Source organism: Pseudomonas sp. GW456-E7, from assembly GCF_059424105.1.
Window position 1 is genome coordinate 83,706 of record NZ_JBWKZB010000002.1, and the last position, 20,363, is coordinate 104,068.

At 61.2% G+C, this 20,363-nt stretch carries 22 protein-coding genes; 11 read left to right on the top strand and 11 right to left on the bottom strand.

The features are described from left to right. Positions 1 to 35: 35 nt before the first annotated feature. From AC07YV_RS01895 to AC07YV_RS01920, 6 genes are all read right to left on the bottom strand, one after another. Positions 36 to 1,448, bottom strand: coding sequence for an amino acid permease (locus AC07YV_RS01895; RefSeq protein ID WP_102699469.1), 1,413 nt, complete (start codon positions 1,446 to 1,448; stop codon positions 36 to 38). Positions 1,449 to 2,318: 870 nt separating this feature from the next. Continuing rightward, entirely contained in the window at positions 2,319 to 3,539 is a 1,221-nt protein-coding gene (gene rluB, locus AC07YV_RS01900; protein WP_015096290.1) for a 23S rRNA pseudouridine(2605) synthase RluB, read from the bottom strand. A gap of 294 nt (positions 3,540 to 3,833) precedes the next feature. After that, the gene (gene scpB / locus AC07YV_RS01905) at positions 3,834 to 4,796 is read right to left on the bottom strand and encodes an SMC-Scp complex subunit ScpB (protein ID WP_102699470.1); all 963 of its coding nucleotides are present in this window, start codon (positions 4,794 to 4,796) and stop codon (positions 3,834 to 3,836) included. Between the two features lie 11 nt (positions 4,797 to 4,807). Continuing rightward, positions 4,808 to 5,626 (bottom strand): segregation and condensation protein A, encoded by an 819-nt coding sequence (locus tag AC07YV_RS01910; protein WP_056721489.1) that lies wholly within the window; start codon positions 5,624 to 5,626, stop codon positions 4,808 to 4,810. Next, a complete protein-coding gene (locus AC07YV_RS01915; RefSeq protein WP_033047950.1) occupies positions 5,627 to 6,256 on the bottom strand; it encodes an L-threonylcarbamoyladenylate synthase in 630 nt (209 codons plus the stop codon). Positions 6,257 to 6,269: 13 nt separating this feature from the next. After that, on the bottom strand, positions 6,270 to 7,133 hold the full coding sequence (locus tag AC07YV_RS01920) for a PHP domain-containing protein (protein ID WP_102699471.1): 864 nt from the start codon (positions 7,131 to 7,133) through the stop codon (positions 6,270 to 6,272). Positions 7,134 to 7,220: 87 nt separating this feature from the next. Here AC07YV_RS01920 and AC07YV_RS01925 point away from each other — a divergent pair, with 87 nt between their 5' ends. The 6 genes from AC07YV_RS01925 to AC07YV_RS01950 all read left to right on the top strand — a co-directional run bounded on the left by AC07YV_RS01925 (position 7,221) and on the right by AC07YV_RS01950 (position 11,559). Next, positions 7,221 to 7,817: a septation protein A gene (locus tag AC07YV_RS01925; RefSeq protein WP_102699472.1), complete on the top strand. Its 597-nt coding sequence runs from the start codon at positions 7,221 to 7,223 to the stop codon at positions 7,815 to 7,817. A gap of 1 nt (position 7,818) precedes the next feature. Further along, a complete protein-coding gene (locus AC07YV_RS01930; RefSeq protein ID WP_102699473.1) occupies positions 7,819 to 8,118 on the top strand; it encodes a YciI family protein in 300 nt (99 codons plus the stop codon). Positions 8,119 to 8,229: 111 nt separating this feature from the next. Continuing rightward, a complete protein-coding gene (locus AC07YV_RS01935; protein ID WP_102699474.1) occupies positions 8,230 to 8,643 on the top strand; it encodes an SH3 domain-containing protein in 414 nt (137 codons plus the stop codon). A 7-nt stretch (positions 8,644 to 8,650) separates the two neighbouring features. Continuing rightward, complete coding sequence (locus AC07YV_RS01940; RefSeq protein WP_007975295.1) at positions 8,651 to 9,328, top strand: response regulator transcription factor; 678 nt, start codon at positions 8,651 to 8,653, stop codon at positions 9,326 to 9,328. Positions 9,329 to 9,578: 250 nt separating this feature from the next. Further along, positions 9,579 to 10,028 (top strand): Spy/CpxP family protein refolding chaperone, encoded by a 450-nt coding sequence (locus AC07YV_RS01945; protein ID WP_102699475.1) that lies wholly within the window; start codon positions 9,579 to 9,581, stop codon positions 10,026 to 10,028. 187 nt (positions 10,029 to 10,215) lie between these two features. After that, positions 10,216 to 11,559, top strand: coding sequence for a sensor histidine kinase (locus AC07YV_RS01950; RefSeq protein ID WP_102699476.1), 1,344 nt, complete (start codon positions 10,216 to 10,218; stop codon positions 11,557 to 11,559). Between the two features lie 136 nt (positions 11,560 to 11,695). Here the strand turns inward: AC07YV_RS01950 and AC07YV_RS01955 are convergent, their stop codons facing one another. Next, entirely contained in the window at positions 11,696 to 12,262 is a 567-nt protein-coding gene (locus AC07YV_RS01955) for an NAD(P)H nitroreductase (protein ID WP_102699477.1), read from the bottom strand. Positions 12,263 to 12,383: 121 nt separating this feature from the next. On the opposite strand from AC07YV_RS01955, the gene AC07YV_RS01960 reads away from it, so the two are divergent. Next, positions 12,384 to 13,838, top strand: coding sequence for a TrkH family potassium uptake protein (locus tag AC07YV_RS01960; RefSeq protein WP_102699478.1), 1,455 nt, complete (start codon positions 12,384 to 12,386; stop codon positions 13,836 to 13,838). Here the strand turns inward: AC07YV_RS01960 and AC07YV_RS01965 are convergent. After that, complete coding sequence (locus AC07YV_RS01965; RefSeq protein ID WP_102699479.1) at positions 13,795 to 14,856, bottom strand: AraC family transcriptional regulator; 1,062 nt, start codon at positions 14,854 to 14,856, stop codon at positions 13,795 to 13,797. The two genes, AC07YV_RS01960 and AC07YV_RS01965, sit on opposite strands and share 44 nt — an antisense overlap. Before the next feature lie 160 nt (positions 14,857 to 15,016). On the opposite strand from AC07YV_RS01965, the gene AC07YV_RS01970 reads away from it, so the two are divergent. Both AC07YV_RS01970 and AC07YV_RS01975 read left to right on the top strand, forming a co-directional pair. Beyond that, positions 15,017 to 15,328 (top strand): Mpo1-like protein, encoded by a 312-nt coding sequence (locus AC07YV_RS01970; protein ID WP_102699480.1) that lies wholly within the window; start codon positions 15,017 to 15,019, stop codon positions 15,326 to 15,328. Positions 15,329 to 15,355: 27 nt separating this feature from the next. Then, entirely contained in the window at positions 15,356 to 15,946 is a 591-nt protein-coding gene (locus AC07YV_RS01975) for an HD domain-containing protein (protein ID WP_102699481.1), read from the top strand. 138 nt (positions 15,947 to 16,084) lie between these two features. Here AC07YV_RS01975 and AC07YV_RS01980 read toward each other — a convergent pair whose 3' ends face one another. Then, on the bottom strand, positions 16,085 to 16,900 hold the full coding sequence (locus tag AC07YV_RS01980; protein ID WP_102699482.1) for a UDP-2,3-diacylglucosamine diphosphatase: 816 nt from the start codon (positions 16,898 to 16,900) through the stop codon (positions 16,085 to 16,087). Between the two features lie 134 nt (positions 16,901 to 17,034). Here AC07YV_RS01980 and AC07YV_RS01985 point away from each other — a divergent pair, with 134 nt between their 5' ends. Together AC07YV_RS01985 and AC07YV_RS01990 are read left to right on the top strand one after the other, a co-directional pair. Beyond that, positions 17,035 to 17,799 carry a helix-turn-helix transcriptional regulator gene (locus tag AC07YV_RS01985; protein WP_102699483.1) on the top strand — a complete coding sequence of 255 codons (765 nt, stop codon included), beginning with the start codon at positions 17,035 to 17,037 and terminating at the stop codon, positions 17,797 to 17,799. A gap of 71 nt (positions 17,800 to 17,870) precedes the next feature. Then, entirely contained in the window at positions 17,871 to 18,764 is an 894-nt protein-coding gene (locus AC07YV_RS01990; RefSeq protein WP_102699484.1) for a DMT family transporter, read from the top strand. On the opposite strand, the gene AC07YV_RS01995 is transcribed toward AC07YV_RS01990, so the two are convergent. Further along, the gene (locus tag AC07YV_RS01995; RefSeq protein ID WP_095963812.1) at positions 18,758 to 19,045 is read right to left on the bottom strand and encodes an Rdx family protein; all 288 of its coding nucleotides are present in this window, start codon (positions 19,043 to 19,045) and stop codon (positions 18,758 to 18,760) included. The two genes, AC07YV_RS01990 and AC07YV_RS01995, sit on opposite strands and share 7 nt — an antisense overlap. A gap of 33 nt (positions 19,046 to 19,078) precedes the next feature. Next, positions 19,079 to 20,329 (bottom strand): type IV pilus assembly protein FimV, encoded by a 1,251-nt coding sequence (locus AC07YV_RS02000; RefSeq protein WP_102699485.1) that lies wholly within the window; start codon positions 20,327 to 20,329, stop codon positions 19,079 to 19,081. Positions 20,330 to 20,363 lie beyond the last annotated feature (34 nt).

The following is a 20,363-nucleotide window of genomic DNA, read 5'->3' on the forward strand; positions in this document are numbered from 1 at the left end:
CGGCGCATGGCCGGGTTTGTTGTTTCTGCGCGGAGTTACTTCACTGCCGCCTGCAACGCATGTTGTGCACTGCGCTTGTTCTTGATGCCGTAGCAGACCCACATGAACACGAGCCATACCGGAATCGCGTACACCGATGTCTGGATCCCCGGGATCAACAGCATCACACCGAGAATGAACAACACGAACGCCAGGCAGATGTAGTTGCCGTATGGGTACCACAGGGCCTTGAACAGCGGCGTCTGCTTGGTTTTGTTCATGTGCTGGCGGAACTTGAAGTGCGAGTAACTGATCATCGCCCAGTTGATTACCAGGGTGGCAACAACCAGCGACATCAGCAGTTCCAGCGCGCTGTGCGGGATCAGGTAGTTCAGCAGCACCGCGATCAGGGTCACGGCGGCCGAGGCCAGGATCGAACGCACCGGCACGCCGCGCTTGTCGATCTTCGCCAGGCCTTTCGGCGCATCGCCCTGCTCGGCCATGCCCAGCAACATGCGGCTGTTGCAGTAGGTGCCGCTGTTGTACACCGACAACGCCGCAGTCAGGACCACGAAATTGAGGATGTGCGCCGCGGTGTTGCTGCCCAGCATCGAGAACACTTGCACGAACGGGCTGCCGCTGTAGGAATCACCGGAGGCGTTCAGGGTGGCCAGCAAGCTGTCCCACGGGGTCAACGACAGCAGGATCACCAGGGCACCGATGTAGAAAATCAGGATCCGGTAGATCACCTGGTTGATCGCTTTCGGGATCACGGTTTTCGGCTTGTCGGCTTCGGCAGCGGTGAAGCCCAGCATTTCCAGACCACCGAAGGAAAACATGATGAACGCCATGGCCATCACCAGACCGCTGACACCGTTCGGGAAGAAGCCACCGTGGGACCACAGGTTGCTCACCGCCGCTTGCGGGCCGCCATTGCCGCTGACCAGCAGGTAGCTGCCCAAGGCAATCATGCCGACGATCGCCACGACCTTGATGATCGCGAACCAGAACTCGGCCTCGCCAAACACTTTGACGTTGGCCAGGTTGATGAGGTTGATCAGCACGAAGAAGCCCGCTGCGGAGACCCAGGTCGGGATGTCCGGCGCCCAGTAGTGGATGTACTTGCCGACCGCGGTCAGCTCCGACATGCCCACCAGGATGTACAGAATCCAGCAGTTCCAGCCCGACAGGAAACCGGCAAAGCCGCCCCAGTACTTGTGGGCGAAGTGGCTGAAGGAGCCGGCTACCGGATCTTCGACGATCATTTCGCCCAGTTGGCGCATGATCATGAAAGCAATGAAGCCGCAGATGGCGTAGCCGAGGATCATCGACGGGCCGGCGGACTTGAGTACCCCGGCAGAGCCGAGGAACAGACCGGTACCGATCGCGCCACCTAAGGCAATCAATTGAATGTGGCGATTTTTCAGGCCGCGTTTCAGCTCGCCTGATTGCGGGTTTTGTCCACTCATGAAAAGGGTCTCACGCAAGGTTTGATGATGTTCAGTAGACGTTGCTGCTCAAGAAAGGCGTTAAGCGGCACCGATCAAACCCCAGCGCAGGCACCAGGAGTTCAGCGTATTTACAACGGTCATGCGTCACCTGTTTGTTTTTATCTGTGACGAAATCGAACCCGACACGCTCGTGACGCGGCGGAGTGAACAAGGCGGATAGCCTTGAGGGTTGCGCAGATGCGCAGGAGGTCACAGGTAAAACGCGGCGCATTGTACACCTGTAACCCCCTGCTGCCAGACCCGCTGGACAAGCGTGTCTATGGCCGGGATTGCCTGTGTCCGCCCCGGGAGGCCCGGGCGGCTGCAAAAAATGGGTCAGATCCTTGCGGATCATCGACGGGAAAGGCAGGAAAACCGCCTCTCGCAGAGAGATGGAGATGGAATACGGCGTTCATTGCGCCTCCTTTTTGTTATGCACCTGCACGACAGGCATGGCGCGCATAACACCCTGCATGGAGCGGTGAAACAAGCAGGCTAGAGCGCGGGGAGAAGGACACAAGGCAATGGCGCGTAAGTATTTTCTTACGACATTCGAGAAATGGCGATTTCACGGGGTTAATCCGTGTATTTCGTCAGCATTTCTTTACAGCGCGTAAACCCGGGTTTCCATATTGGAGTGCTCAGTGCGGCGACTGACGCCATCGCGAGCAAGCTCGCTCCCACAGGGAAATGAGTTTGCTCGGAGAATCGCGATCAAAATGTGGGAGCGAGCTTGCTCGCGATGGCGTCCTCAAAAACGATACGGACATGAATCCAGACGAAAAAAAACGCCAACCCGAAGGTTGGCGTTTTTAACTTGTCGCTTGCAGCTTGAAGCTTACCGCTGCCTCACTCCGGCTTGCGACGACCAAAGCCCGGACGCTGGCCGGAACCGGCCGGTGCGCCACGGCGCTTGCCCGATGGCGTGTCACCGTCGACCAGCTTGATCCCCGGACGCTTCGGCGCCGGCTTGGCCGGGCGCTTGGTGTCGGCCGGGCGATCGGCTACCGGCGTACCACGGCCTTCGCCACGCTCGGTACGGCCATTGGCCGGACGTGGCGTGCGTGGACCGCGTTCGCCGTCCTGGCGCGCAGCAGGCTTGCGCCCTGGACGCTCGCCTTCGATCTGCGGCTCGCGGCTGGCACGTGGAGCAACAGGAGCAGCAGCCCCCCCAGCGGCTGGACGCAGGGTACGCACACGCTCGGTCTTGGCCATCGGACGCGACGACTTGCGCTGCATACGATCAAGCTTGTCTTTGCTCTTGGCGTTCATCTGCGGCATCGCGACCGGCGTCAGGCCGACTTCGGCACTCAGAATGTCGACTTCGTACTGGCTCATTTCGCGCCAGCGGCCCATCGGCAAGTCGGAGTTGAGGAACACCGGACCGAAACGCACGCGCTTCAGACGGCTGACCACCAGGCCCTGGGATTCCCACAGGCGACGAACTTCGCGGTTACGACCTTCCATCACCACGCAGTGGTACCAGTGGTTGAAACCTTCACCGCCTGGCGCCTGCTTGATATCGGTGAACTTGGCCGGGCCATCTTCAAGGACAACACCCGCCTTCAGACGCTCGATCATCTCGTCATCGACTTCGCCACGCACACGTACCGCGTATTCACGGTCCATTTCGTAGGAAGGGTGCATCAGGCGGTTGGCCAGCTCACCGTCGGTGGTGAACATCAGCAGACCGGTGGTGTTGATGTCCAGGCGACCGATGTTGATCCAGCGACCTTCTTTCGGACGCGGCATCTTGTCGAACACGGTCGGACGGCCTTCCGGATCTACACGGGTGCAGATTTCGCCGTCGGGTTTGTTGTACATGATCACGCGGCGCACCGATTCGGCGGCCTCTTCGCGCTTGATCACCTTGCCATCGATGGTGATGGCGTCGTGCATGTCGACGCGCTGGCCAAGGGTGGCATCTTTGCCGTTGACCTTGATGCGGCCGTGGCTGATCCAGGCTTCCACGTCACGGCGCGAGCCAACGCCGATACGGGCGAGGACTTTCTGCAGTTTTTCGCCTGCTGGGCCGATTGGCTGGTCGTCTTGCTGGTCTTTGATACTCATCTGGGCACCTCCCGGTGTGGTCTGAAATCTGGGTACTTTGGCGAAGGGATCGCCGAAGGGTCGCGAATCATACGCGCATGCGGACGATTGCGCATCACAGACTAGCTGATCAAGGCAAGGTTATTGGTTTTTGCGCCGAACGGTGACACGCAACTTGCTTGCGAACACATCCCCCCTGTGGGAGCGAGCTTGCTCGCGATGACGGAGGCACATCCGACATCGAAGCGACTGACCTGCCGCCATCGCGAGCAAGCTCGCTCCCACAGCGAATCTCCATTGCTCATGAGACTCGCATCAGTCCTCGAACTGGCGGCGTTCAGCTTCGATAGCTTGAGCCAGGGCGAGGGCTTCAGCCTCTTCGTCGGACAGTTCCGGCTCGGGTTTCGGCTGTTCGAGGGCAGCCACGGCGGCCAGCAGTTTTTCCCGGGCCTCGGCCACGCCGAGGATATCGTCTTCCTGCTCCGGTTCCATTTCCGGCTCAGGCTCAGGCTCAGGCTCAGGCTCGATGTCGGGCTGTTCCGAATCAAACTCAGTCACCGCGCCATCACGCAACAGGTCATCGAAGTCGGTCTTGATCCCCTCCTCCATGCTGTCCAGCTCCAGCAACAGCGTGTGGAAACTGGTTTCTTCCTTCGGCTCTTCCGGCTCGGCGCTGGCATCGGCCAGCTCTTGCAACCCGGCGGGTACGGGGGCGTCGTCGAAATCGAGCACCGGGTCCGGTTCCAGCTCGCGCAGTTCCGCCAGAGGTGGCAAGTCGTCGAGGTTTTTCAGGTTGAAGTGATCGAGGAACGCCTTGGTGGTGGCGAACATCGCCGGTTTGCCGGGTACGTCGCGGTAGCCGACGATGCGGATCCACTCACGCTCCATCAAGGTCTTGACGATGTTGCTGTTGACCGCCACACCCCGCACGTCTTCGATTTCGCCGCGGGTGATCGGCTGGCGGTAGGCGATCAGGGCCATGGTTTCGAGCATGGCGCGGGAGTAACGCTGCGGGCGTTCCTCCCACAGACGCCCGACCCACGGCGCAAATTTCTCGCGAATTTGCAGGCGATACCCCGAGGCCACCTCCTTGAGTTCAAACGCGCGGCCATCGCAAGACTTGGCGAGAATCGTCAGGGCCTTCTTGAAGACCGGTGGCTCCGGACGCTCACCCTCCTCGAAGAGCTCGAACAGGCTTTCCAGGGATTGCGGCTTTCCCGAGGCCAACAGAAAGGCTTCAAGCAAGGGTGCCAGGTCACGGGGTTCAGTCAGGTTCATGTTTCGACTCGTTATTCGGCTCGGGCTCGCACGTGGATCGCGGCAAATGGCTCATTCTGCACCAGCTCGACCAGGGATTCCTTGACCAGTTCAAGGATCGCCATAAAGGTCACCACCACGCCAAGGCGCCCTTCTTCAGCGGTGAACAGCTCGACAAACGGCACGAAACCGCCGCCCTTGAGCCGCTCCAGCACATCGCTCATGCGCTCGCGGGTAGACAGCGCCTCGCGGCTGACCTGATGGCTTTCGAACATGTCGCCACGGCGCAATACCTCGGCCATGGACAACAGCAACTCGGACAGGCGCACGTCCGGCAACAACTTGCGAGCCCGGGCCTCCGGGGCGTCGAGTTTGGGCACCACCACGTCGCGACCGACGCGGCTCAGGCCATCAATGCCTTCGGCGGCGGCCTTGAAACGCTCGTACTCCTGCAAGCGGCGGATCAGTTCGGCGCGCGGGTCGTCCTCTTCGTCTTCGACGGTTTCGGCCCGCGGCAGCAGCATCCGCGACTTGATCTCGGCCAGCATCGCGGCCATCACCAGGTACTCGGCGGCCAGTTCCAGGCGCACCGACTGCATCAACTCGACGTAGCCCATGTACTGGCGGGTGATCTCCGCCACCGGGATGTCGAGGATGTTGATGTTCTGTTTACGGATCAGGTACAGCAGCAGGTCGAGGGGGCCTTCGAAGGCCTCGAGGAAGACCTCGAGGGCATCCGGCGGGATGTACAGGTCCAGCGGCATTTCCATGACCGCCTGGCCATAGACCATGGCGAAGGGCAGTTCCTGCTGGGCTCCGGCCTGACTGTCGACGGGTTCTACTGCGGACATCTAGGCCTCGACCATGAACGGCGCAGGGTCGCCGCAACCGACGCGGATGACTTCCGGTTCGCCGTCGGCGAGGTTGATCACGGTGGACGCCTTGATCCCGCCAAAGCCGCCGTCGATGATCAGGTCGACCTGGTGCTCGAGCAACTGGCGCATTTCATGGGGGTCATACATCGGGTCGGTTTCACCGGGCATGATCAGACTCACGCTCATCAACGGCTCGCCGAGCTGCTCCAGCAGTGCCAGGGCAATCGGATGGCTGGGCACCCGCAGGCCAATGGTGCGTTTTTTCGGGTGCAGCAACAGTCGCGGTACTTCGCGGGTGGCGTTGAGAATGAAGGTGTACGGCCCTGGCAAGTGAGCCTTGAGCAAGCGGAAAGTGCCGGTGTCGATCTTGGCAAACAGGCCCAGTTGCGACAGATCACAGCAAATCAGCGCGAAGTTGTGCTTTTCATCCAGCCCGCGCAAACGTCGCACGCGCTCCACAGCCACCTTGTCGCCGATCTGGCAACCAATGGCGTAGGAAGAGTCTGTGGGATAAATCACCACCCCGCCCTTGCGGATGATCTCGACGGCCTGTTTGATCAGGCGCGCTTGCGGGTTTTCCGGATGAATCTGGAAAAATTGACTCACATTCTCTACCTGTTCAGACGGCGGCAATAACTGGGTCATGTTTGAATCGACACCATAGCGGTGGCAGATCCTCCGGGAGTGGCCGGTATTCACCGATCTCCGACCAGCCTCCGGGGCCATGAAAATCACTGCCGGCACTGACCAGCAGACCGAACTCGCGGGCCAGAATGGCCAGGCTGCCCACTTGTTCGGCAGGCTGGTAACCATTGACCACTTCGATGGCGTGGCCCCCTGCTTGAATATAGTCGGCAATCAGGCGACGTCGCTTGCTTCGAGTGAATTCGTAGTGCCAGGGGTGTGCCAGGCTGACCCAGGCCTTGGCCGCGCGCAGGGTTTCGACGGTTTCTTCCAGGGTCGGCCAGTGTTGCTTGACGTCGCCCAGCTTGCCGGCCCCCAGCCATTTGCGGAACGCCTCGGCGCGATCCTTGACGAAACCTTCTCGCACCATCCAGTCCGCAAAGTGCGGGCGGGCCGGCGCGTTACCGCTGTCGCCCAGCGCCTGCTGGATCTCCCGGGCGCCATCCAGCGCCCCCGGCATGCCTTTGAGCGCCAGTTTGCGGCTGATTTCCTCGGAGCGTAGCCAGCGGCCATCATGCAATCTGGCGATGGCCTCGACCAACGGCGCGGCGTTCACGTCAAAACCGTAGCCCAGCACATGAATGGTCGCGCCGCCCCAGGTGCAGGACAATTCGACGCCATTGACCAGTTGCATCCCCAGCGCGGTAGCCGCGTGCCGGGCCTCGTCGAGGCCCTCGAGGGTGTCGTGATCGGTCAAGGCCAGGACTCGCACGCCTTTCTCGAACGCCCGCGCCACCAGAACCGCAGGCGCCAGGGCGCCATCGGAGGCCGTGCTATGGCAGTGCAAATCAACATTCACAGGGCTTTGTAACCTCAAATCAGCTGGCGCTATCGCGCGCCCATATGTTTGTTATTATGCCGCCACATCCTGCTTCTGGCTGCCACTGTGAAACAATTCATCGATTTCATCCCGCTCCTGCTGTTTTTCATCGTCTTCAAAATCGATCCACGGGTCGTCGACATCGCCGGCCATGAGCTCACTGTAGGCGGTATTTACAGCGCCACCGCGATGCTGATCGTCAGTTCCCTGGTGGTCTACGGCACACTGTTCATCAAACAGCGCAAGCTGGAGAAGAGCCAGTGGCTGACCCTGATCGCCTGCCTGGTCTTCGGCAGCCTGACCCTGGCCTTCCATAGCGAGACGTTCCTCAAGTGGAAAGCCCCGGTGGTCAACTGGCTGTTCGCCCTGGCGTTCATCGGCAGCCACTTCGTCGGTGACAGCCTGCTGATCAAACGCATCATGGGCCACGCGCTGACCTTGCCGGAGCCGGTCTGGACACGCCTGAACATCGCCTGGATCGCCTTCTTCCTGTTTTGCGGTGCCGCCAACCTGTTTGTCGCGTTCACCTTCCAGAGCTACTGGGTCGACTTCAAGGTCTTCGGCAGCCTGGGCATGACTTTGCTGTTCCTGGTCGGCCAGGGCATTTACCTGTCCCGCCACCTGCACGATGCCGACACCACTACGCCAAAAACCGAGGACTGACATGCTTTACGCAATCATTGCCACAGACGTCGCCAACTCCCTGGAAGCCCGCCTGGCCGCACGGCCTGCGCACCTCGAGCGCCTGCAAGCGCTCAAGGGCGAAGGTCGCATCGTATTGGCCGGCCCGCACCCGGCCGTCGACAGCAATGATCCGGGCGCGGCGGGTTTCACCGGCAGCCTGATCGTCGCCGAGTTCGATTCCCTGGGCGCCGCCCAGGCCTGGGCCGACGCCGATCCGTACATCGCCGCAGGCGTCTACGCCAACGTTCTGGTCAAGCCGTTCAAGCAAGTCCTGCCGTAACAATTCCCCCACGCGGTGAACCTTGTCGGTTCATCGCGTTCTCAATCGCTCATTATTCCTGTTTATCGGCCGACAACTTGCCCAATACTCGTATTGGAATCAGGAGTCGCGATGCGCAAGGGTCCGTTGTGTCTGATGTTGGTCACGTTGTCGATCGTGGCGCCCGCCCACGGTGAAGAATACGCCGAGGGTGGAAACTCGACGCCGCTTTCCTTGAGTGCCGGCAGCCAGATCACCGAGCTGCAGCAACGCTTGAAAGAAAGCGAACGGCAACGGGAAGAACTGAACAAGCAATTGCAAACTGTCGATGGCGAACGCGAAAGCCCGCTGCTGGCCCGGTTGCGCCAGGAGAACCAGCGCTTGAAGCTGCAACTCAAGGAAGCCCAGGCCAGCAGTCCGCTGCCACGTTTGCTGACCGACCAGCAACAATGGTTTGTCATTGGCGCCGGGGTAGCGCTATTGGCGCTGCTCTGCGGTATCTTCGCCAGTGGAGCAAGTCGAAAACGTCGACAATGGCTAAATTGAGTGAGTCATGAGCGAGCTGTTACTGATTGATGATGACCAGGAGCTGTGTGAGCTCCTGAGCAGTTGGCTGAGCCAGGAAGGGTTTCAGGTACGAGCCTGTCACGACGGCCAGAGCGCTCGCCGTGCGCTGGCCGAAACCGCTCCGGCGGCCGTGGTACTGGATGTGATGTTGCCCGATGGCAGCGGCCTGGAGCTGCTCAAGCAGTTGCGCAGCGATCACCCGGATCTGCCGGTGCTGATGCTCTCGGCCCGGGGCGAGCCCCTGGACCGTATCCTTGGCCTGGAACTGGGCGCCGATGATTACCTGGCCAAACCCTGCGATCCACGGGAACTGACTGCCCGCCTGCGCGCCGTCCTGCGCCGCAGCCACCCGGCAGCGGTGTCCAGCCAGCTGGAACTGGGCGACCTGTGTTTCAGCCCGGTGCGCGGCGTGGTCAGCATCGACGAGCAGGAATTCACCCTCACCGTTTCCGAAAGCCGCCTGCTGGAAGCCCTGCTCAAGCAGCCCGGCGAACCCCTGGACAAACAGGAACTGGCGCAGATTGCCCTCGGCCGCAAGCTGACCCTGTACGACCGCAGCCTGGACATGCACGTCAGCAACCTGCGCAAGAAGATCGGCCCACACCCCGATGGCCGTCCGCGCATCGTGGCCCTGCGCAGCCGCGGCTACTACTACAGCCTCTGACCCCTGACGACATGCGGCCCATGTAGGAGCTGCCGCAGGCTGCGATCTTTTGATCTTGATCTTTTCAAGGCGCTAAAAAGCAAAATCAAAAGATCGCAGCCTGCGGCAGCTCCTACAGGTCGGGCGTTTTGTCAGGTCGGCGGGAAATCGTCTTTACCCAAGCTTTACCCTTCGCTGACCGCCGCTGACCTTGATCTGCGTAATCTGCACTCATCCGGAACGTACCGGGAACGAGACAAGGAGATTCACCATGCGCAAGACTCTTATCGCTCTGATGTTCGCTGCTGCCCTGCCGACCGTGGCCATGGCCATGCCTGAAGGCGCAGGCCCCATGGGTGGGCCGATGGACGGTTCGCGCCACGGCGGTCAGATGCACGGCATGCACGGCAAAGGCCCATACAGTGAACTGGACCTGAGCCGCGAACAGCGCGAGCAGATCCGCAAGATCATGGGCGAGCAGATGCACGAGCGTAAGCAACTGGTCGATAAATACCTGGAGAAACTCTCGCCAGCCGACCAGAAAGCCATGAAAGACGAAATGACCGCCAAGCGCCAGAAAGCCGAAGCCGACGTGCGTGCGGTGCTGAAACCGGATCAACAGAAGAAATTCGACGAGATTCAGAAAAAACAGGCTGAACGTCGCGCCGAGTGGGCCGAGTTCAAGGCCTGGAAAGCGCAACAGCCGCAAAAGACGCAATAATGCGTTAACCCCGGACCCGACGGCTCATCACCGTTGGGTCTGATGCTTTTGATCTACTGTAGGAGCGAGCCTGCTCGCGATGGACGTCAACGATAACGCGCGGCATCAGGCAGCCCGTGTTGTCTATGCGTGTTTCGCGAGCAGGCTCGCTCCTACATGGGATTCTGTGCTTGTTTGAGGATTTTCCGTGCGTTCATTGTTCTGGCGTATCCTGGCCAGCTTCTGGCTGGCCATCGCTCTGGTTGCAGGGCTTTCCATCCTGCTCGGGCACATGCTCAACCAGGACGCATGGATTCTCAGCCGCCACCCGGGCCTCAACACGCTGCCCGAACAGTGGACGCAGACTTACGAAAGTCAGGGCGAAGACGCCGCCCAGGACATTCTCCAGCAGCGCAAACGCCAGTATCACATCGACGTTCAGGTGCTTAACGAAAGCGGCGACCCAGTGGTGCGCGGCACCTTCCCCAGACGTGCGGCGGCCTTTGAGGCGCGCCAGAACAATGATGACCGACGCCTGCCATGGCGGCGTCTGACCGATGAGTTCACCAGCGAAAAAACCGGTGACACCTTCCTGTTCATCTATCGCATTCCACACCCGGAACTGGACGCCTGGCACCGCGAGAGCCTGCTCTGGCCGCTCAGTGCCCTGGGAATCGCCTTGGTGGTGCTGACCCTGTTCAGCCTGCTGGTGACCTTTTCCATCACTCGCCCGCTCAGCCGTCTGCGCGGAGCGGTGCATGACCTGGGACAAACCACGTATCAACAGAACAGCCTGGTCAAGCTGGCCAACCGTCGCGATGAGTTTGGCGTCCTGGCCAATGACTTCAACCGCATGGGTGCGCGCCTGCAGAGTCTGATTGGCAGCCAGCGGCAACTGCTGCGCGATGTCTCCCACGAACTGCGCTCGCCTCTGGCCCGTCTGCGTATCGCGCTGGCGCTCGCCGAACGGGCCGGGCCGCAGGAACGGGAACAGCTATGGCCGCGCCTGACCCGGGAATGCGACCGACTGGAAGCGCTGATCAGTGAAATCCTGGTGCTGGCGCGGGTCGACTCCGATAACGCCAGTGCCGAAGAGGTGGATCTGAATGCCTTGCTCAATACCTTGCAGAAGGATGCTCAACTCGGTTCACCCGAACAGCTCGTACACCTCGAAGCCGAGTCGCAACTGAATCTGAAGGGCTGGCCGACCATGATCGAACGGGCCGTGGACAACTTGCTGCGCAACGCCCAGCGTTTCAATCCGGTGGGTGGCCTGCCGATCGAAATGCAGGCGCTGCGCCAAGGTGAGCGGATCGTCGTGACCGTGCGCGATCATGGACCGGGGGTCAGTGCCGAATATTTGAACCAGCTCGGTGAGCCGTTCTATCGGGCACCGGGGCAGACCGCGGCCGGACACGGCCTGGGCCTGGCGATCGCCCGGCGAGCGGCGGAGCGCCATGGCGGCTGCCTGGTACTGGCCAATCACCCCGAGGGCGGTTTCATTGCGAGCCTGGAATTGCCGTTGGTACCGGGGGCTGTCGTACAGCCCTGAGGCTGTCCCCCCAATTCTGAATGACACAGATCTACTGTGGGAGCGAGCTTGCTCGCGATGGCGGTTTTTCAGTCACTTCAATGTTAAATGTACTGCCGCTATCGCGAGCAAGCTCGCTCCCACAGGGCCTGCGGTGTCAGACCTTCCCGGACCATTCGCTGACGAATTCGGCCAGGTCGACCTTCTCGGCCACCCGCGGTTCTTTCTGCGGTGTGCCCAGGTACAGGAAAGCAATCACCTCTTCCCCCTCCGCCAGGCCCAAACCCTTGGCCACATGCGGCGAGTACGCCAGGTCACCGGTACGCCACACCGCGCCAATGCCCTGCGCATAGGCCGCCAGCAAGATCCCGTGGGCCGCACAGCCCGCCGCCAGCAACTGCTCGGACTTCGGATACTTGACGTGATCCTGCAACCGCGCGATCACCACCACCACCAACGGCGCCCGCAGCGGATTATTGCGCGCCTTGTCGATGGCTGCTTCGCTGACTTCGCCGTCCTGCAATTTCGCCGCTTCGACCAGCAGCTCGCCCATTTGCTCACGTGCCGCACCTTCCACCGTCAGGAAGCGCCAAGGCTGCAAGTGACCGTGATCCGGGGCGCGCATGGCGGCGCCGAACAGCACCTCGCGCTGCTCGGCAGTGGGTGCAGGGTCAATCAGTCGCGGAACGGAAACACGGTTGAGCAAAGCGTCGAGAGCCTGCATCGGCCACCTCCTGAAAAATTTGTGCGGCTATTCTAGCTGTAACTGCCGCAGCAGTGCCGGTTTACATGCCCTGCCTCACAGGTAGAATGGCGCCCTTTCCTCTATCAGCCGAGCGGACCTCATGGCGTTGCCGACCTTACGGATCATTGGTTTCATCATCGGCATCTTCCTGATCACGCTGGCGATCTCCATGGTCATCCCCATGGCCACGCTGGTCATTTTCGACCGCACCAGCGATCTGCCGTCGTTCCTCTGGGCCAGCATGATCACCTTTGTCGCCGGTTTGGCGCTGGTGATTCCGGGGCGCCCCGAGCACGTGCACCTGCGCCCCCGGGACATGTACCTGCTGACCGTCAGCAGTTGGCTGGTGGTGTGCATCTTCGCCGCGCTGCCGTTCCTGCTGACCCAACACATCAGCTACACCGACTCGTTCTTCGAAAGCATGTCCGGGATCACCGCCACTGGCGCAACCGTACTCAGCGGCCTGGACAGCATGTCCCCCGGCATCCTGATGTGGCGCTCGTTGCTGCACTGGCTCGGCGGCATCGGCTTCATCGGCATGGCGGTGGCGATTCTGCCGCTGCTGCGCATCGGCGGCATGCGGCTGTTCCAGACCGAATCGTCGGACCGTTCGGAAAAAGTCATGCCCCGTTCGCACATGGTGGCGCGCCTGATCGTGGCGGCCTACGTCGGCATTACCATTGTCGGCAGCCTGGCGTTCTGGTGGGCCGGGATGAGCCCGTTCGATGCGATCAACCACGCGATGTCGGCGATTTCCACCGGTGGCTTCTCCACCTCCGACCAGTCTTTGGCCAAGTGGCCGGAGCCTGCGGTGCATTGGGTCGCGATCGTCGTCATGATTCTCGGGGCCCTGCCGTTCACCCTGTATGTCGCCACATTGCGGGGTAACCGTCGGGCGCTGATCAAGGATGAACAGGTTCAAGGCCTGCTCGGCATGTTGCTGGTGACCTGGCTGGTACTCGGCACCTGGTACTGGTGGACGACCCAGCTGCATTGGCTGGAGGCGTTGCGGCATGTGGCGCTGAACGTGACCTCGGTAGTGACCACCACCGGTTTTGCACTGGGGGACTACAGCCTCTGGGGCAATTTCTCGCTGATGCTGTTTTTCTATCTGGGGTTTGTCGGCGGTTGTTCCGGCTCGACTGCAGGCGGTATCAAGATTTTCCGCTTCCAGGTGGCCTATATCCTGCTCAAGGCCAACCTTAACCAGCTGATTCACCCGCGCGCGGTGATCAAGCAGAAGTACAACGGTCACCGCCTCGACGAAGAAATCGTGCGTTCGATCCTGACCTTTTCGTTCTTCTTTGCGATCACCATCTGCGTGATTGCGCTGCTGCTGTCGCTGCTCGGCGTGGACTGGATGACCGCCCTCACCGGCGCGGCCAGCACCGTGTCCGGTGTCGGCCCGGGGCTCGGTGAGACCATCGGCCCGGCCGGTAACTTCGCGACCCTGCCGGATGCCGCCAAGTGGATTCTGTCGTTCGGCATGCTGCTCGGCCGACTGGAGATCATCACTGTGTTTGTGCTGTGTATTCCGGCATTTTGGCGTCATTGACCGCTTCAGGTGCCTGCATCAGCCGCATCCGGTACTCGCCGGGTGTGGCATCGAACCAGCGGCGGAAAGCGCGGAAGAAGTTGCTCGGATCGGCGAACCCCAGCAAGTAGGCGATTTCCAGCAAGGTCATGTTCGGTTGCGCCAGGTACTGCTCGGCCAGTTCGCGCCGGGTATCGTCCAGCAGTGCCTGAAAACTCGTGCCTTCTTCCTGCAAGCGCCGTTGCAAGGTGCGCTGGGAAAGGTGCAGCGTCTGCGCCACGGTGTCGCGCTTGGGTTCGCCCTGGGGCAACAGGCGGCACAACACCTGCCGCGCCTTGTGCGTCACGCGGCTTTCGGAAAAGCGCGCCAGGTACTCGCCGGCAAAACGATCATGCAACAACGCCATGGCTTCGTTGGCCGTCGGCAAGGGCGCTTCCATGTCCGCACGCTCGAAAATCAGCGCATCGTAAGGCGCGTTGAATTCCAGCGGTGCATGGAAGGCTTGTCTATAGGGTTCAGGATTGACCGGCTCGGCGCCTTGCAGCAACACTTTGCGTGGTTGCAACGTACGCCCGGTCAACCAGCTGCACAGCGCCAGCGCGCAGGCCAGTGAAGCTTCGGCGCTCTGCCGGGTCGGCGGCAGATGGTCACCATGCACCGTCAGAATCAGCGCATAGCCTTCATCCAGCAGTTGGAAACTCAGGTCGGCACTTTCGGCGATGATCCGCTGATAGCGCACCAGACGCTGAAAGCCTTCGGCCAGTGTCTGGCTGGACATCAAGGCGTAACCGGTCACATGAAACTGCGCCGGTCGCACCACCTTGCCCATGTTCAGGCCGATGGCCGGGTTGCCGGACAGTTCGACCGCGCGTTGCCACAGCCGTGTCATGGAATCTTGCGGAAAGCGCGCATCCGGATCATCCAGTGCTGCGTAGTCGAGCCCCAGCTGTTTGAACAGAACCCGGCAATCCAGGCCGTCCATTTCCAGCGCTTTGACAATCCCCATCGCCCAGCTTGCAGAAGTCGTTCGTTCGCTCATGGCGTTTTCTTACATGGTGAGCCGCATGCGACGGCTATTGACCGAAGGATATTAAAGTGGCGCCTATTGTCACTGCCTGATGCCATTGATCACTCTAGACTCAAATAAGCTACCCGCAGAACAACTTGCAGCCAGAACAATAACCACAGAGATCGCAGTCGTGGAAAACATCAAGCGCTTCAACAGCTTTGCTGAGTTTTACCCTTACTACCTCAGCGAGCACAGCAACAGTACCTGCCGCCGATTGCATTTTATCGGCACGACGCTGGTTATCTTGATACTGGCGCTGACCGTTGGTCGCGGAGCCTGGATGCTGTTGTGGGCCCTGCCGGTGGCGGGTTACAGCTTTGCCTGGGCCGGGCATTTCTTCTTCGAGAAGAACCGCCCGGCAACGTTCCAACACCCCTTCTACAGCCTGCTCGGCGATTTTGTCATGTACCGGGACATGGTGCTGGGGCGCGTTCCGTTCTAGAGAACATCCGTCACAAGAGAGTTGCCTATGAATGCCAATGCCCGCTTCACCCACATGAAGGACGGCACACAGGAAGACTGGGCGATCATCGCCGCGGACTTCAGTGCCTACGCGCGACAATTGCCGACAAGGATCGTGGCGCACCTGAAGTTACTGGAGGGGGATTTTGGCGGGTTCCCGGTGGATCGCCTGACCCATTCCCTGCAAACCGCCACCCGCGCCTTTCGCGATGGTCGCGACGAAGAATACGTGGTCTGCGCCCTGCTCCATGACATCGGCGACACCCTGGGGTCCTACAACCACCCGGACATCGCTGCAGCGATCCTCAAGCCGTTCGTCAGCACCGAGAACCTGTGGATGGTGGAAAAGCACGGGATTTTCCAGGGCTACTACTTTTTTCATTACCTGGGCATGGATCGGCATCTGCGTGAGCAGTTCCAGGACCATCCGCAATACCAGGCGACCATCGAATTCTGTGCCAAATACGATGCGGCGGCGTTTGATCCGGCGTACGACACGCTGCCATTGAGCTTTTTCGAGCCGATGATGGAGCGGTTGTTTGCCCGGCCCAGGAACTCGATCTACAAGGCGGCGATGGAAGAGCATTCGCCGGCCTGACAGGACCGCTGCGCGGTCCATTCGCGGGCAAGCCCGCTCCCACAGGGTTATCTGGCGACCACAAGTTTTGTGTTCACCTTCACCCACTGTGGGAGCGGGCTTGCCCGCGAAGAGGCCAGCACAAACACCGAATGACTGTCAGGCCAACTCTGCAACCTTGGCCGCCTTCATCTGCGCCTCCCGCGCCTGGGCATCCGCCAGGCGATACAGCTCGATCGAACCATCCCAGTGCTCGATCAGCGCCGTGCACGACTCCACCCAGTCGCCGCAATTGAGGTAGTCCACCTCGCCCACCTTGCGAATCTCGGCATGGTGAATGTGCCCGCACACCACGCCGTGCAGCTCGCGCTTGACGCATTCATGGGCGATGGCTTCTTCGAAGTCGCTGATGAAGCTGACCGCGGTTTTCACCTTGTGCTTGAGGTAGGCCGACAGCGACCAGTAGCCGTAACCATATCGCGCGCGCCAATGATTGAGCCAGCGGTTGAGGGTCAGGGTGAATTCGTAGGCCGAGTCACCGAGAAAGGCCAGCCAGCGATGATAACGGGTGATCACATCGAACTGGTCGCCATGGATCACCAGCAGATGCCGGCCGTCGGCGGTGACGTGCACGGCTTCGTCCACCAACTGGATATTGCCCAGGATCAGCTTCGAATAGCGGCGCAGGAACTCGTCGTGGTTGCCGGTGACGTAGATCACATCGGTGCCACGCTTGCTCATGGTCAGCAGGCGACGGATCACGTTGGTGTGCGCTTGCGGCCAATACATGCCACCGCGCAGTTTCCAGCCGTCGATGATGTCGCCGACCAGGTAGATTTTGTCTGCGTGGTAGCCCTTGAGAAACTGCGACAGGTGTTCAGCCTGGCAATCCCGGGTGCCCAAATGCACGTCGGAAATCCATAGCGTCCGTACGCGTTGCTTACGGGTGGGTTTGGCGAGCTCGGCGCTGGTCATGGGCAACCCTCTGGCAAGTTTTGCCAAGTCTGCCGCGGCCCGGTTAATGGTCCATGACAGCGTCAAGTCAGTCCGGTGACAACGCTTGTTGGCCGGCTCGGTGTAGACTGACGCCCTGAACCGGGAGACCCGCGATGAGACCGATCCTCACGCTGCGCCAATACAGCCACGACCTGATCGTCCACAGCCATGAACACGCACAATTGGTGTTCGGGCTTTCGGGCGCCCTGGATTTCGAGGTTGACGGCCGTGGTAGTCAGGTGGTCCAGCAGAGTTTCGTGGTGGTGCCCTCCGGCGCGCATCACGCGTGTGGCAGCGCCAATGGCAGCCGCTGCCTGGTGCTGGATGTGCCCGGCGAACAATGGGTTTCACAGTCGTTGGGCGATCACGCCGAGTCCAGCCGACGCTTGCTCGACAATGCCGGCCGCCTGCCCCTGGACGCCGGGCAAAGCCAATTGGTCAGCTGGCTGGCGAACAGTCCGGTCGATGATCCGCTGATCGCACAACAAGGCGCGGTGCTGTTGCTGGCCAGCCTGAACAACACCAGGCTCGACGCCGTCGGCGGTCGGCGCCTGCCCTATGCCGCGCTGAATGCACACATCGATCAGTACGCGGCGTACCCGCTGCAGGTGGCCGACCTGGCCCGGGTGGCCGGCCTCTCCAGTGCCCGTTTGCATGCGCGGTTCGTGGCTGAATGCGGGCAGACGCCGATGGACTACATCCGCAGTCGACGCCTGCACATCGCGGTGGGCATGCTGCGCAACTCGGCGCTGCCCATCGGCGAGATTGCCAGCCGCGTCGGCTACAGCTCCCAGAGTGCCTTCGCAGCGGCAGTGCTGCGCGAGTTCGGGGCGTCGCCCGGAAAACTGCGGCGCGAGGCTGGCGACAAAAAACGCTAGTCTGCCGACAGACTTGACGGGGCATTACGCGCTTCAATGAGGCCTCTGTTCGTTTGTCATCAAGGATTGCAATGACTCCCCGTACCGCACTTGGCGCCTTGCATATCGGCGCATTGATGTTCGGCCTGACCGGCGTGTTCGGCAAACTGGCTGCCGCATCACCGGCGATCATCGTGTTCGGCCGTGCCGCTTTTGCCGTGCTCGCGCTAGCGTTTTTTGCACGGTTCGCCAGCCAGACGCGCTGGCAGAAACTCGAGGCCGTGGACTGGCGTCGGCTGCTCCTCAGCGGCTTGTTGCTGGCCGGGCACTGGGTGAGTTTCTTCATTGCGGTGAAAGTCGCAGGCGTGGCGATTGCAACGCTCGGCTTCGCCAGTTTCCCGGCCTTTACCGTGATCCTCGAAGGGTTGATCTTCCGCGAGCGCATTCGCGCCAACGAGATTGTGCTGGTGCTGCTGGTGAGTGTCGGCCTGGTGCTGGTTACACCAGACTTTGATCTGGCCAGCGGCGCCACCACCGGCCTGCTGTGGGCCGTGGGTTCCGGCTTGTTGTTCGCCCTGCTGTCACTGACCAACCGTGCCAGCTCCGGACGGGTCCCGCCCGTGCAGGCAGCACTGTGCCAGAACGTGGTGGTTGCCCTGTGCCTGCTGCCGGTGGCGGCGCCGCAATTGAGCGAAGTGCGTGCCATCGACTGGCTGTGGATCGGCCTGCTCGGTGTGTTCTGTACCGGTGTCGCCCACAGTCTGTTCGTCGCCAGCCTGGCGGTGATCAAGGCACGCACCGCCGCCGTGGTGTTCGCCCTGGAGCCGGTCTATGGCATCACCGTCGCCTGGCTGCTGTTCAACGAAAACCCGACCCTGCGCATGTTGCTGGGAGGTGCGTTGATCATTGTGGCAATAGTGGTGTCCAGCAGGCTCTCAGGCAGTTCGAGCAAGAAGGCCGTTACCGCCGAGGCGGCGTCTCACTGAGTGCGGTCGTTGTGCCCCAGGTCGCGGTCCGGGTCGATCTGATCGCGGACCCGCTGCTTGAGCACTTTGGCTTCAGGGAAGCCACCGTCCGCCTTGCGCTCCCAGATCTGCACGGCGTCACAGAACACATGAAAGACCCCACCGGTGCCCGGCACCAGGGAGACTTTACCCAGGTCGTCACCGAAGGTGCTGAGCAGTTCCTGGGCCAGCCAGGCCGCACGCAACAGCCACTGGCATTGCGTGCAATAGGTGATGACGATTTCCGGTTTGTGGGCGGTCATGATGGGGCTTGACTCCAGAGTTTGACGACGCCGCTATGATAGCCCGGCCGGTGACTGTCGAGTCGGCTGATCAGGTTGGGCCTCCAACCCGAACGCAGGCTCGATCATGGCCGGAGCCACCGGCTGCCTGGTCTCGCCTGGGCTGATCACGTCCCAACTCGACGCCATGGACAGCTCCTCCAGGTTGAGCCGGTACTCATCGTCAATGGCGGATTCACCGGACATCGGCAAACCCGGAGCCGCTATGGCAGCAGCGACCGGGATGGAATGACGGTTGTCGACCCACTCAAGTTCATCATTGGCTGGCACCCCGTCGCGCTGCGCAGTGGGCGATTGCGTGACGGGCGGCCAGATCACTGGCTCGGTAAAAAACTCAGCCGACGGCTCATGCGGCGGCGGCAGAGCCTCCGAATCCGTGGCCTGATGCTGCTGGCGCCGACGGCGTACAAACCAGCCCAGCACCAGCAACGCCATCAACGCCGACACGCCGGCAATCTGCAACCAGCCAACCCCGGAGGTTTCAGCAATGGCGGGGGCCGGTGCCACTGCATCAGAAACCATGGGTTGCGCTTTTACCTTCTTGAGTTCAGCCAGCTGGGTTTGCAATTCGGCCAACTGCTGTTTCTGGCCGTCGATCAGCTCATCCTGGCTTTGCAGCTTCGCAGTGAGCTTATCGACAGTGGATTGCAGCTGGTGGTTTTGCAGGGTGCTGGCAGCCAGTTGCTCCACAGCGGGATCGACCATGGAGGCGTCAGTCGCTGGCGTTATCTTTGCCACGGGGGGCGGCGTTTCGACCGGTTGAACCCTGGGGAACTCGGACGCAGGGGAACTGGAAACCGGCTCATCGGTGGCGGCAACAATGCCAGGCGAACCCGGTGGATCGATCAGCACCGTGTACTCGCGCAATAACCGAGCGTTGGGCTGATCGAGCTGCACGAGGAAATTCAGGAAGGGTTCACTGACCGGTTTGCTGGATGTCACCTGGATCACGCTGCGCTTGCCGCGCAGGACCGGGGTGAATTTCAGGTTGTCGAGGAAAAAGACCCGGTCGACCCCGGCACGGTTGAACTCGTCTGCCGTTGCCAGGCTCACCGACAGCTCGCCCTCTTCCAGGCCAGCCGCATCCACCAGGGCGATATCGGCACGCAACGGTTGATTCAGCGCCGAATGCAGGGTGATTTCACCCAGGCCCAACGCCGGCGCCCATGCCGAGTAAGTGACCGCCGCCCCGGCCAGCAACCCCTGTGAACAACCACGCAAAACCAACCGCCAACACTTGAGCATGAGCATCCTTCAGATCTACAAAAACTACCCGTAC